The sequence below is a fragment of the Cedecea sp. NFIX57 genome, from assembly GCF_900177785.1.
GTDB lineage: Bacteria > Pseudomonadota > Gammaproteobacteria > Enterobacterales > Enterobacteriaceae > Cedecea > Cedecea neteri_C.
Genome location: NZ_FXAS01000016.1, coordinates 49866 through 62246, shown reverse-complemented (window position 1 = coordinate 62246; position 12381 = coordinate 49866). Strand labels below are relative to the sequence as shown.

The window sequence follows — 12381 nt, the reverse complement described above, 5'->3', positions numbered from 1 at the left end:
CAGGCCTGGCGGCTAGAGATCGCTCTTTTTGTGGAAACCGTCGGCAATGACGGTGCTGTCGATATTGGTTTTTTCTACCTCAATAGGTGTTAAGAGACGGGATGGGACATCTTTGAGGCCATTATTTAGTGTGGCGTCAGCGGCTGGCTGTTTGCCTTCACCCAGTTCGACGGCAATTTCAGCGGCGGTGTCCGCCAGTTTGGTAATCGGTTTATAGACGGTCATCGTTTGTGTGCCGGCAATAATGCGTTTAATGCCCGCGAGATCGGCATCCTGACCCGAAATAGCCACTTTCCCCGCCAGCCCTTGCGCACTTAACGCCTGAATTGCGCCGCCCGCAGTGGCGTCGTTAGAGGCGACAACGGCATCAATTTTGTTATTGTTTGCCGTCAGGGCATTTTCCATAATCTTCAGCGCGTTTTCTGGCAGCCAGCCGTCAACCCACTGATCGCCGACGACTTTAATTTTTCCTTCGTCGATATAAGGTTTCAATACTTTCATCTGCCCGGCGCGGAATAATTTCGCATTATTATCTACTGGTGAACCACCCATTAAGAAATAGTTCCCTTGCGGCACTTTGCTTACGATGCTTTTTGCTTGTAATTCACCGACTTTTTCATTGTCGAAAGAAATATAGAAATCAATGTCAGCATTATTAATCATGCGATCGTAGGCGAGCACTTTAATGCCTTCACGTTTAGCCTCTGCGACCACGTTACTTAATACCTGGCCGTTGTAAGGAATAATCACTAATACATCAACACCGCGGTTGATCATATTTTCAATTTGCGACATCTGCGTTTCTTCGTTGCCATTGGCGGACTGGACAAAAACTTTTGCGCCTAACGATTCCGCTTTTTTCACAAAAATATCGCGATCTTTCTGCCAGCGCTCGAGGCGAAGGTCATCAATCGCCATACCGATTTTCACTTCTTTTGCGATGCCACTTACGCTGGTAAGGATAAGTGAGGCACATAGCGTGACTAAGAGGTTCTTTATCTTCATATTATTTTACCTGTCGGGAAAGGGCTTATCGGAGTAAAGAATGATTCATATCAGCAGACGGTTTGAATTGTTATCGCTCTGGGGGAAAGCATCAATTACTGATTTTTATCTTCGCGTTATGTTTTTTTGTTTAATCGTAAAATTATGATGGCGATCTGATTTCATATTGAATGGCTAGTCTGTTGCACTAATTTATGGAAGCAGTTACGCGATGTTTATTTATTATTTTATTCTTTTTTTGCGAGGTGACGCACATTTGAGTATTCTCTCAATCCCAGTGTGAAATAACGTAATTGAGCAACCGTCAGGGAAAATTCAGGATGAGCTGACCAGCTATCCTGCCGCAGTTTTCTGATGACGGAGTTAACTATGCAAGCTTATTTCGACCAACTCGAACGCGTGCGTTTTGAAGGCCCTAAAACCACTAATCCACTGGCGTTCCGCCACTACGATCCGGATGCTTTAATTCTTGGAAAACGCATGGAAGAGCATCTGCGTTTTGCGGCCTGCTACTGGCACACATTCTGCTGGACGGGCGCGGATATGTTCGGTGTCGGCGCGTTTGAACGCCCGTGGCAGCAGGCCGGAGACGCGATGGCGCTTGCGAAGCGCAAGGCTGATGTGGCGTTTGAGTTTTTCCAGAAACTGGGCGTGCCGTATTACTGCTTTCATGATGTTGACGTGTCGCCGGAAGGCGCGTCGCTGAAGGAATACCTGAACAATTTTGCACAGATGACGGAAGTCCTGGCGCAAAAACAGCAGGACAGTGGCGTGAAGCTGCTGTGGGGCACGGCTAACTGCTTTACCCACCCTCGCTACGGCGCTGGAGCAGCGACGAATCCCGACCCTGAAGTGTTTACCTGGGCAGCGACGCAAGTCGTGACGGCCATGAACGCCACGCATCAATTAGGCGGGGAAAACTATGTACTGTGGGGCGGGCGCGAAGGGTATGAAACCCTGCTGAATACGGACCTGCGGCAGGAGCGAGAGCAAATCGGGCGCTTTATGCAAATGGTCGTTGAGCACAAGCATAAAATCGGTTTCCGCGGCACGTTGCTTATCGAACCGAAGCCGCAGGAACCGACCAAACATCAGTACGATTACGACGTGGCGACGGTCTACGGCTTCCTGAAGCAGTTTGGTCTCGAAAAAGAGATAAAGGTGAACATTGAGGCTAACCACGCGACGCTCGCCGGCCACTCATTCCACCACGAAATCGCCAGCGCGATTGCGCTGGGTATTTTTGGCTCGGTGGATGCTAACCGGGGCGATCCGCAACTGGGTTGGGATACCGATCAGTTCCCGAACAGCGTCGAGGAAAACGCGCTGGTGATGTATGAGATCCTGAAAGCCGGTGGATTCACGACCGGTGGCCTGAACTTCGACGCCAAAGTACGCCGCCAGAGTACCGACAAATACGACCTGTTCTATGGTCATATCGGCGCCATGGATACGATGGCGCTGGCGCTGAAAGTGGCTGCCCGCATGGTTGAAGACGGCGAGCTTGATAAACGTGTCGCCAAACGCTACGCCGGGTGGAATAGTGAGCTGGGCCAGCAAATTCTTAAAGGGCAGATATCGCTCACGCAGCTGGCGCAGTACGCTGAGCAGCACAAGCTGGCCCCGCAGCATCAAAGCGGGCATCAGGAGCGGCTGGAAAACCTGATTAACCACTATTTGTTCGATAACTAAACTTGCCTGCGCCGCTGAAAAGCGGCGCGATATTAAGGAGCTACCATGTATATCGGCATCGATCTTGGCACTTCGGGCGTGAAGGTAATCCTGCTCAGTGAAGCAGGTGAAGTGATGGCTACATGCAGCGAGCCGCTGACCGTATCCCGGCCTCATTCCCTTTGGTCTGAGCAAGATCCCGAACACTGGTGGCAGGCTACCGATCGCGCGATGCGCGCGCTCGGCACGGAACACTCACTCAGTGGTGTAAAAGCGATTGGACTTGCTGGCCAGATGCATGGTGCAACGTTGCTGGACAGCAAACAGCGCGTACTTCGCCCGGCTATCCTTTGGAACGATGGCCGCAGCGGCGAGGAATGTGCGCTGCTGGAAAGCAACGTGGAAGAGGCGCGAGCGATAACCGGTAACCTGATGATGCCTGGCTTTACCGCACCTAAGCTTCTGTGGGTCGAACGTCATGAACCGGAGATCTTTGCGCAAATCAATAAAGTGCTGCTGCCGAAGGACTATCTTCGTCTGAGAATGACCGGAGAATTTGCCAGCGACATGTCCGATTCGGCTGGCACGATGTGGCTGGATGTGGCGAAACGCGACTGGAGCGACACGATGCTTGATGCCTGTCGCCTTTCCCGGCGGCATATGCCTGAATTGTTTGAGGGCAGTGAAATCACCAGCGTGCTAACGCGGGAAGTTGCTGATGCCTGGAAAATGCCTGCGGTACCCGTTGTGGCGGGCGGAGGTGACAATGCCGCTGGGGCTATTGGTGTCGGTATGGTCGATGCCGGGCAGGCAATGCTCTCGCTCGGCACATCCGGGGTTTATTTTGCCGTCAGTGACGGCTTCCGCAGCAGGCCGGAAAGCGCAGTACACAGTTTTTGTCATGCGTTACCTAACCGCTGGCACTTAATGTCTGTGATGCTGAGTGCGGCCTCTTGCCTTGACTGGGCGGCTAAACTCACCGGCCTGGGCAGCGTACCGGCTCTATTAGCGGCGGCAGAGCAGGCAAATCCGGACGCCGGCGTGGTTTGGTTCCTGCCTTATCTTTCCGGGGAGCGGACTCCGCATAATAACCCGCAGGCTAAAGGCACCTTTTTTGGCCTGACCCATCAGCACGGCCCCGCCGAGCTTGCCCGCGCAGTGCTGGAAGGTGTGGGTTATGCGCTGGCGGATGGTATGGATGTTGTGCATGAATGCGGCATTACGCCAGCCAGCATCACGTTGATTGGCGGTGGCGCGCGCAGTCCGTACTGGCGGCAAATGCTGGCGGATATCAGCGGCCAGGTGCTGGATTACCGCACCGGCGGTGATGTTGGGCCTGCGCTTGGGGCGGCACGTCTGGCGCAAATTGCGCTTTCTCCGGGCCAGCCTTTACAGGCTCTGTTGCCTCAACCGCCGCTGGAGCAAAGACATCAGCCTGATTTGGCTCGTCACCAGCGCTATGCCGGGCGCCGCCAGGTCTTTAACCAGATTTATCAGCAGCTGCTGCCGCTGATGTCCTGAGTGTCGTGTTCACTTTCCCCTCACCCCGTCCCTCCCCCCAAGGGGGCGAGGGGGATCACAAGTTAAGGTTGGCATGATTTATTCCCTCTCCCTTCCGGGGAGAGGGTTAGGGTGAGGGGACAAATTGCGGTTGAAGAATGTGCCGGACGTACAGCGAGCCGTTCATCGTCTCAAACCAACACTATCCTGTCCGTTTTTGGTCTTAGCATCCGTTATATCCCTTGTCAGAATGGTTTCAACCCCATCAACAAGGAGTCCGAAAATGTCACGTTCAGCGCTGATCAATATTGATACCCAGCAGTCCTTCTTCCACCGGAGTTACTGGCAGGAAGACGATGTCCCGGCGTTCCAGCTGGCGATGCTGACGCTTATTGCTGGCTGCCAGCAGAGAGGCGTGCCCGTGGTGGATATCTTCCATGTGGACGAAGACGATGTCTTTTCGCTGGCTTCGGGGTTTGTTACGCCGATGCCATTTTTACGCCACGAGCCAGCGGTCAGTTTCCAGAAACACGTCCACAACGCGTTCACCGATACCGGGCTGGATCATTGGCTCCGTACCAGAGACATCAACCACCTGATTATCTGTGGGATCCGCACCGAGCAATGCTGCGAAACCACGACGCGGGTGGCATCCGATCTGGGTTACCGGGTTTCTTTTGTTAGCGAGGCAATGCTGACCTTCCCGATGACCTGGAAAGGCGTTACGCTGGACGCCACCACCCTGCGTCACCGCACAGAAACCGTGCTGGCAGGGCGGTTCGCCGAAATTCAAACTGTAGCCGAGTGCCTGGAGTCGCTGGAATGAGTGTAGGGGTCTGGTTTGTGGTGCTGCCGGGAGTTTTGTCCCTCGATCTGAGCGGCCCGGCGGAAACGCTGGTGCTGGCGAAGAACGCGTTTGACCTGCACTACATTGGCCCGGACCCTGAGGTCGAAACCTCTATCGGCCTGACGTTCAGCGGCATTCAGCCGTTACCTGAAACCCTTCCCGCCGGGAGCCTGCTGGTGCTGCCCGGCGTATGCGATTCAAACCGCTTTTTTGCCACGCCGCAGGCGGAAGAAGTCCGACGCTGGTTAACCCGCCTGCAGCCACAAATCCACAGCCAGCAGCTTAATTTGATGTGTGTTTGTTCCGGGGCGCTGCTGGCAGCCCGTGCAGGTTTGATGCACGGCATTCAGTGCACAACGCATCATGATGTGCTTGAGCGACTGAAAATCGCAGCGCCTGGTGCGCAGGTGAAAGACAACCGCATTTTTGTGGAAGATCGGGGCATCTGGACTAGCGCAGGGATTACGTCGGGGATCGATCTCGCTTTGCATTTGATTAACCGCTACTGCGGTCCACGGGTGGCACTGGATGTTGCCAGGGAGATGGTGGTTTGGTTCCGCCGCTCGGGCGACGATCCGCAGCTTTCGCCCTGGCTACGTTACCGAAACCACATTCACCCGGCGGTGCATCGTGCGCAGGATCTGCTTTCGGCTGCGCCTGAGGCTGCCTGGCCGATCCCCGAAATTGCTAGCCGGGTTCACGTCAGCCCCCGACATTTATCCCGTCTTTTTCAGCATCACCTGGGCATTTCCGTGCGTGACTACCTGGAACAGCTCCGGCTGGCGGTAGCGGAACAGCGGCTGCAGCAGGGGCAGCGTATGGAACAGGCGGCCAGCGCAGCCGGGTTTTCCTCTCCGCGCCAGCTCCATCGGGCCAGGGGCCGGAGCCGCGACGCTTAGCTCACCAGTTTTTTGCGGTCGAGTTTTCCTACCCCAAAGGCCAGCAGCAGGCTGCCCGCCAGCGTCGCACCGAAGATCCACATAATATCCAGCACCGGCCAGTGGGTCAGCTCGATATTATGGGTACGCAGGTAATGGATAATCAGCGCATGAAACCCATAAATACCTAGCGAGTAGCGTGAGATAAACGTCAGGCCCGGCAGCGGGCGCTGGTTCAGGCAGTTTTTGGCAACAACCAGCAGGCTGATGGCGGCGATAAACACCAGCGGGCCGCAGTAGACGTAGAAGGTTTCGGCGAAGTTTTTGTTGATTTCCAACTGCCGATGAGTGCCCAGCGCAATGGAGATGACGCAAATTACAAACAGGCCGGCCGCCAGGCCGCTGACGCCTTTTCTTTGGGTATCGAGCATCCCAATCGCCCGGCCAAGCAGCCCGTAAAGCACGTAATAGAAGGTGTCGCCGTTGATGTAGAGGTTAACGGGCATCCAGCGCATGTTGCCCAACGTCTGCGGCACCGTGTTGGGGTTTGCCACCACGCCGAGCAGCACCATCAGCCCCAGGATTGTCACCGCGCTGACTTTCTTCACCTGTATCAGCGGTGAAAGCAGATAAATCACTATAATCGCGAAGAAGAACCACAGGTGATAGAACACCGGCTTGACCAGGATGTAACGCAGCGCAAGGCCGGTGCTGATGGGGGTAAACAGCCAGATATACAGCAGCGCAATGGCGCTATAAAACAGCAGGCAGCTGGCTATCCGGAGAAAGTGGCGCTGCTGCGCGCTGCGTTCACCAAAAAACAGGTAGCCGGAAATCATGAAAAACAGCGGGACGCTGACGCGAGAAGCCGAGTTCAGAACGTTTGAAAAATCCCAGCTAAACGCGGTGACGGCGTGTGGATTCGTGATGTACCAGGTTGTGGTGTGGATCATGACCACCATCAGGCAGGCGATGCCCCGAAGGTTGTCTATCCAGTTTATTTTTTGCTGCATTCGTTCCTCTGAACCCGCTTGCTTACCCGTGTCCGGAAATGTCTGAGTTTGCCCGGCGCATCTTGCTATCCCCGTGGCGGCTTCGCAAAATGCCTGCTGCACGAGGCGTCGATATAAGAAACCGAGTTTAACGTACTGGTAGCGAATGATGATGGCAGAAAGAAAAAATAGGCTTCTCTTAACCGCTTTTCTGGCGTTAATGCTCAGCGCCTGCAGTTCTCCATCTCAGGAAGGTCAGGCTGCGCAGAAGTTGCGCCCGATGGTTCACACCGAGGAGATGGAGCTTGCCTGTAAAAATCAAGCCGCTTATCGCTACAACACCCAGCCGCAGCGCATTAATCTGTCAGATTTTAAGCAGTATCAGGCCAGCTACGAAATGATGGGCAGCACTGCCCGCAAAGAGGGCTTTACCTGTTCGTTTGACGAAAGCGGTCAATTTTCACACCTTTCCAGCCGCGAAAACCTCAACCAACGCGCAACAACCTGACGCCTTTCTCCCTCACGGCCGTTCCGTTGCCGTGTTGATACAACTCGACCGCGTTTGCGTATATACTGGCCGCTTCTCTTAAATCCACCGAACGCGTGCGAATTCAACATGCAAAAGTTTGATACCAAGACCTTTCAAGGCCTGATCCTGACCTTACAGGACTACTGGGCTCGCCAGGGCTGCACCATTGTTCAACCTTTGGACATGGAAGTAGGCGCAGGCACCTCTCACCCGATGACCAGCCTGCGTGCCTTAGGGCCGGAGCCAATGGCCACCGCTTATGTGCAGCCGTCCCGCCGTCCTACCGATGGCCGCTATGGCGAAAACCCGAACCGTTTACAGCACTACTATCAGTTCCAGGTGGTGATTAAGCCTTCCCCGGACAACATTCAGGAGCTGTACCTCGGGTCGCTGAAAGAGCTGGGTATGGATCCAACGATTCATGATATTCGCTTCGTGGAAGATAACTGGGAAAACCCAACGCTTGGCGCGTGGGGCCTGGGCTGGGAAGTGTGGCTTAACGGTATGGAAGTGACGCAGTTCACCTACTTCCAGCAGGTTGGCGGCCTGGAGTGTAAGCCGGTGACCGGCGAAATCACCTACGGTTTAGAGCGCCTGGCCATGTACATCCAGGGCGTAGACAGCGTTTACGACCTCGTATGGAGCGACGGCCCGCTGGGGAAAACCACCTACGGCGATGTGTTCCACCAGAACGAAGTGGAGCAGTCCACCTATAACTTCGAATACGCCGACGTGGACTTCCTGTTCACCTGCTTCGAGCAGTACGAGAAAGAAGCCCAGCAGCTGCTGGCGCTGGAAACTCCGCTGCCGCTCCCGGCCTACGAACGTATTCTGAAAGCCGCTCACAGCTTTAACCTGCTGGATGCGCGCAAGGCCATTTCCGTGACCGAGCGCCAGCGCTATATCCTGCGCATTCGCACCCTGACCAAAGCCGTGGCCGAAGCCTACTACGCTTCTCGTGAAGCGCTTGGCTTCCCGATGTGCAATAAGAAAAACTAAGAGGCCGCCATGTCTGAAAAAACTTTTCTGGTGGAGATCGGCACTGAAGAGCTGCCACCAAAAGCCTTGCGCAGCCTGGCTGAGTCCTTCGCTGCCAACGTTACCGCCGAGCTGGATGCAGCCAACATCGCCCACGGCGAAGTAAAATGGTTTGCTGCCCCGCGTCGCCTGGCGCTGAAAATCGCTAATCTGGCGGCTTCACAGCCGGATCGCGAAGTTGAAAAACGCGGCCCTGCGGTGTCTGCGGCGTTCGACGCTGAAGGCAAACCAAGCAAAGCCGCCGAAGGCTGGGCTCGTGGCTGCGGGATCACCGTTGACCAGGCCGAGCGTCTGGCTACCGACAAAGGCGAGTGGCTGATGTACCGCGCCCACGTGAAGGGCGAAAGCGTGCAGGCTCTGCTGCCAAACATGATTGCCACTTCTCTGGCGAAGCTGCCGATTCCTAAACTGATGCGCTGGGGCGCGTCCGATATCCAGTTCGTGCGCCCGATTCATACCGTGACGCTGCTGCTGGGTGACGAACTGATTCCTGCCACTATTCTGGGCATTCAGTCCGCTCGCGTGATCCGCGGCCACCGCTTTATGGGCGAGCCGGAGTTCACCATCGACAATGCCGACCAGTATCCGCAGATCTTGCTGGAGCGCGGGAAAGTCATTGCTGATTACGAAGCGCGTAAAGCCGCCATCAAACGTGATGCCGAAGAAGCTGCCCGTAAAATCGGCGGTCAGGCTGACCTGAGCGAAAGCCTGCTGGAAGAAGTTACCTCGCTGGTGGAATGGCCGGTGGTGCTGACTGCGAAGTTCGAAGAGAAATTCCTGGCCGTGCCTGCCGAAGCGCTGGTTTACACCATGAAGGGTGACCAGAAGTACTTCCCGGTCTACGCGGCCGACGGCAAACTGCTGCCGAACTTTATCTTCGTGGCGAACATCGAGTCCAAAGACCCGGTGCAGATCATCTCCGGTAACGAGAAGGTGGTTCGCCCGCGCCTCGCAGATGCCGAGTTCTTCTTCAATACCGACCGTAAAAAGCGCCTGGAAGACAACCTGCCGCGTCTGGAAACAGTTCTGTTCCAGAAAGAGCTGGGTACCCTGCGCGACAAAACCAACCGTATCGAAGCCCTTTCCGGCTGGATTGCGGGCCAGATTGGCGCCGACGTGAACCACGCGACCCGCGCTGGCCTGCTGTCTAAGTGCGACCTGATGACCAACATGGTGTTCGAGTTTACCGACACCCAGGGCGTGATGGGCATGCACTACGCGCGCCACGACGGCGAAGCGGAAGACGTTGCGGTTGCGCTGAACGAGCAGTACCAGCCACGCTTTGCGGGTGATGCCCTGCCGTCTAACCTGGTGGCCTGTGCCGTGGCGATTGCCGATAAGATGGACACCCTCGCGGGCATCTTTGGTATTGGCCAGCATCCGAAAGGCGATAAAGACCCGTTCGCGCTGCGCCGCGCCGCGCTGGGCGTGTTGCGTATTATCGTGGAGAAAAACCTGCCGCTGGATCTGCAGACTCTGACCGAAGAAGCGGTTCGCCTCTACGGCAGCAAGCTGACCAACACCAACGTGGTGGATGAAGTTATCGACTTCATGCTGGGCCGCTTCCGTACCTGGTATCAGGAAGAAGGCCATGCGGTTGACACCATCCAGGCTGTTCTGGCGCGTCGTCCTACCAAACCGGCTGACTTCGATGCTCGCATGAAGGCGGTTTCCCACTTCCGTACTCTGGAAGCGGCGGCGTCTCTGGCGGCGGCTAACAAGCGTGTTTCTAACATTCTTGCCAAGTCTGACGAAGTGCTGAACGACACCGTGCAGGCCACCGTGCTGAAAGAAGCTGAAGAAATTCGTCTGGCGACCAACGTCGTCGTGCTGCGCGATAAACTGCAGCCGTACTTCGCCGAAGGCCGTTACCAGGAAGCTCTGGAAGAGCTGGCCAACCTGCGCGAGCCGGTGGATGAGTTCTTCGACAAGGTGATGGTAAACGCGGAAGATAAAGATCTGCGTATTAACCGCCTGACGCTGCTGACCAAGCTGCGCGAGCTGTTCCTGCAAGTGGCGGATATCTCTCTGCTGCAGTAATGGCGTTGTGTTGTGAAGAAACCCCAAAACCCGCTTCGGCGGGTTTTTTGTTGATTTTTTTACTTTCAAATATCAATGGATTAACAAAAAGTCGCGCCAGGGGCGGTAAGGGAAATCTGCGCCGAACCGATATATCTCATATCGGCCATTACCTCAGGAACGTTGGGCGCTATGAAAAATATCAAAGTTATCACCGGAATTATCACCACGCTGGGGATCTTCAGCGTGCTCTTGCTGGTGACCGGGGCTCTGTACTACTCCTCCGTCAGCAGCGATCGCCTTAACTTCCAGAATACCGGCCTGCTGAACTACCAGCAGCAGCAGCTGGGCGGCAGCTTCCAGACGCTGGTTGAAACCCGCGTCACGATCAACCGCGTGGCAATTCGCGTCCTGAAAAATCAGCGCGACCCTGCCTCACTGGAGGCGATGAACAAGCTGCTGGCGAATGCCGGTGTGCTGCTGGCCGACGCGCAAAAGCAATTTTCCAGCTATATGGATTCCGACGATGTGCCGGGCCAGGATAAAGCCCTCGACGACAAAGCGGCGGCCAGCTTCAAGCAAATGCACGACGTCATGGCCCAGTCCATTGAGTTTCTGAAGGCCGATAACTACCAGGCTTATGGCAACCTCGACGCCCAGCAGGCTCAGGACGATTTCAAAGCCGTTTACGGTCAGTGGCTGACGCAGAACACCCGACTGTTGAAGGCCGCCAGCGCGGAGAACCAAAGCAGCTATACAGGTATGCTCTGGACGCTGGGCACCATTTTACTGATTGTCATCGCGGCGCTGGTAGTTATCTGGCTGGGCCTGCAGCGCGTGCTGCTGCGTCCGCTGAAAAACGTGATGGGGCATATTCAGGCGATCTCTGAGGGAGATTTAACCCGCTCGATCGACGCCGAAGGGCGCAGCGAAATGAGCCGCCTTTCTGCCGGGCTCAAAACTATGCAGCAGTCGCTGGCGAAGACCGTGAGCGTGGTGCGCGACAATGCAGATTCTATTTACACCGGTGCCAGCGAAATCTCTGCCGGCAGCAGCGATCTTTCCTCACGCACCGAGCAGCAGGCGGCAGCGCTGGAAGAGACAGCGGCCAGCATGGAGCAGCTTACCGCGACCGTGAAGCAGAACACCGATAACGCTCGTCAGGCCACCGGTCTGGCGAAAAACGCCTCCGAAACCGCGCAGAAAGGTGGGCGTGTGGTGGATAGCGTGGTCAGCACCATGAACGAAATCGCCGAAAGCTCCGGCAAAATCGTGGATATCACCAGCGTTATCGACAGCATTGCTTTCCAGACCAACATCCTGGCGCTGAACGCCGCGGTAGAAGCTGCCCGGGCGGGGGAGCAAGGGCGTGGATTTGCCGTGGTTGCGGGAGAAGTCAGAACGCTGGCTAGCCGCAGCGCACAGGCTGCGAAAGAGATTAAAGTACTGATTGAAAACTCGGTGTCGCGCATCGATACCGGCTCCAGCCAGGTTCGTGAAGCGGGCACCACCATGAAGGAGATCGTTTCGGCGGTCACCCGCGTGACTGACATCATGGGCGAAATCGCGTCGGCCTCTGAAGAGCAAAGCAAAGGCATTGAGCAGGTGGCGCAGGCGGTATCTGAGATGGACAGCGTGACCCAGCAGAACGCCTCGCTGGTGGAAGAGTCCGCTTCTGCCGCGGCGGCGCTGGAAGATCAGGCGAGCGAGTTGCGTCTGGCGGTGGCGGTGTTCCAGCTCCAGCAATCCGGCGGGCGTCGTGTAGAGCCTGTGCAGGAAAAACTTCGCCCGCAGCCAGCGACATTGAAACCACAAACGGCCTCGGCCTCTGATGCAAACTGGGAAACGTTTTAATCTGGCTCTGAAATGACAAACCCCGCGTCATAGCGGGGTTGTTTTCTA

10 protein-coding genes are annotated in these 12381 nt (G+C 55.9%); 8 read left to right on the top strand and 2 right to left on the bottom strand.

The features are described 5' to 3' along the window. Positions 1–12 precede the first annotated feature (12 nt). Positions 13–1005: a D-xylose ABC transporter substrate-binding protein gene (gene xylF / locus B9Y90_RS15180; RefSeq protein ID WP_039289026.1), complete on the bottom strand. Its 993-nt coding sequence runs from the start codon at positions 1003–1005 to the stop codon at positions 13–15. Positions 1006–1374: 369 nt separating this feature from the next. On the opposite strand from xylF, the gene xylA reads away from it, so the two are divergent. From xylA to B9Y90_RS15160, 4 genes are all read left to right on the top strand, one after another. Further along, positions 1375–2697 carry a xylose isomerase gene (xylA, locus tag B9Y90_RS15175; RefSeq protein WP_085541717.1) on the top strand — a complete coding sequence of 441 codons (1323 nt, stop codon included), beginning with the start codon at positions 1375–1377 and terminating at the stop codon, positions 2695–2697. Positions 2698–2742: 45 nt separating this feature from the next. Further along, positions 2743–4197, top strand: a complete 1455-nt coding sequence (xylB, locus tag B9Y90_RS15170; protein WP_085541716.1) for a xylulokinase — start codon at positions 2743–2745, stop codon at positions 4195–4197. A 262-nt stretch (positions 4198–4459) separates the two neighbouring features. Further along, positions 4460–5002 carry an isochorismatase family protein gene (locus tag B9Y90_RS15165; protein WP_085541715.1) on the top strand — a complete coding sequence of 181 codons (543 nt, stop codon included), beginning with the start codon at positions 4460–4462 and terminating at the stop codon, positions 5000–5002. Continuing rightward, entirely contained in the window at positions 4999–5922 is a 924-nt protein-coding gene (locus B9Y90_RS15160) for a GlxA family transcriptional regulator (RefSeq protein WP_085541714.1), read from the top strand. The genes B9Y90_RS15165 and B9Y90_RS15160 overlap by 4 nt, the downstream gene beginning before the upstream one ends. Here B9Y90_RS15160 and B9Y90_RS15155 read toward each other — a convergent pair. After that, positions 5919–6914, bottom strand: coding sequence for an acyltransferase (locus tag B9Y90_RS15155; protein WP_085541713.1), 996 nt, complete (start codon positions 6912–6914; stop codon positions 5919–5921). The two genes, B9Y90_RS15160 and B9Y90_RS15155, sit on opposite strands and share 4 nt — an antisense overlap. 145 nt (positions 6915–7059) lie before the next feature. Between B9Y90_RS15155 and B9Y90_RS15150 the strand changes: the two genes are divergently transcribed. The 4 genes from B9Y90_RS15150 to tcp all read left to right on the top strand — a co-directional run bounded on the left by B9Y90_RS15150 (position 7060) and on the right by tcp (position 12333). Beyond that, the gene (locus B9Y90_RS15150) at positions 7060–7401 is read left to right on the top strand and encodes a YsaB family lipoprotein (RefSeq protein WP_441302656.1); all 342 of its coding nucleotides are present in this window, start codon (positions 7060–7062) and stop codon (positions 7399–7401) included. A 108-nt stretch (positions 7402–7509) separates the two neighbouring features. After that, complete coding sequence (gene glyQ / locus B9Y90_RS15145; protein WP_016538773.1) at positions 7510–8421, top strand: glycine--tRNA ligase subunit alpha; 912 nt, start codon at positions 7510–7512, stop codon at positions 8419–8421. A gap of 9 nt (positions 8422–8430) precedes the next feature. Beyond that, the gene (glyS, locus tag B9Y90_RS15140) at positions 8431–10500 is read left to right on the top strand and encodes a glycine--tRNA ligase subunit beta (RefSeq protein ID WP_039289007.1); all 2070 of its coding nucleotides are present in this window, start codon (positions 8431–8433) and stop codon (positions 10498–10500) included. Positions 10501–10671: 171 nt separating this feature from the next. After that, positions 10672–12333, top strand: a complete 1662-nt coding sequence (tcp, locus tag B9Y90_RS15135) for a methyl-accepting chemotaxis citrate transducer (protein ID WP_085541712.1) — start codon at positions 10672–10674, stop codon at positions 12331–12333. Positions 12334–12381 lie beyond the last annotated feature (48 nt).

What these genes read in the sequence shown, in the direction of transcription:
- xylF (WP_039289026.1), bottom strand. Translation starts at nt 1,005, where the DNA reads ATGAAGATAAAGAACCTCTTAGTCACGCTATGTGCCTCACTTATCCTT.
- xylA (WP_085541717.1), top strand. Translation starts at nt 1,375, where the DNA reads ATGCAAGCTTATTTCGACCAACTCGAACGCGTGCGTTTTGAAGGCCCT.
- xylB (WP_085541716.1), top strand. Translation starts at nt 2,743, where the DNA reads ATGTATATCGGCATCGATCTTGGCACTTCGGGCGTGAAGGTAATCCTG.
- B9Y90_RS15165 (WP_085541715.1), top strand. Translation starts at nt 4,460, where the DNA reads ATGTCACGTTCAGCGCTGATCAATATTGATACCCAGCAGTCCTTCTTC.
- B9Y90_RS15160 (WP_085541714.1), top strand. Translation starts at nt 4,999, where the DNA reads ATGAGTGTAGGGGTCTGGTTTGTGGTGCTGCCGGGAGTTTTGTCCCTC.
- B9Y90_RS15155 (WP_085541713.1), bottom strand. Translation starts at nt 6,914, where the DNA reads ATGCAGCAAAAAATAAACTGGATAGACAACCTTCGGGGCATCGCCTGC.
- B9Y90_RS15150 (WP_441302656.1), top strand. Translation starts at nt 7,060, where the DNA reads ATGATGATGGCAGAAAGAAAAAATAGGCTTCTCTTAACCGCTTTTCTG.
- glyQ (WP_016538773.1), top strand. Translation starts at nt 7,510, where the DNA reads ATGCAAAAGTTTGATACCAAGACCTTTCAAGGCCTGATCCTGACCTTA.
- glyS (WP_039289007.1), top strand. Translation starts at nt 8,431, where the DNA reads ATGTCTGAAAAAACTTTTCTGGTGGAGATCGGCACTGAAGAGCTGCCA.
- tcp (WP_085541712.1), top strand. Translation starts at nt 10,672, where the DNA reads ATGAAAAATATCAAAGTTATCACCGGAATTATCACCACGCTGGGGATC.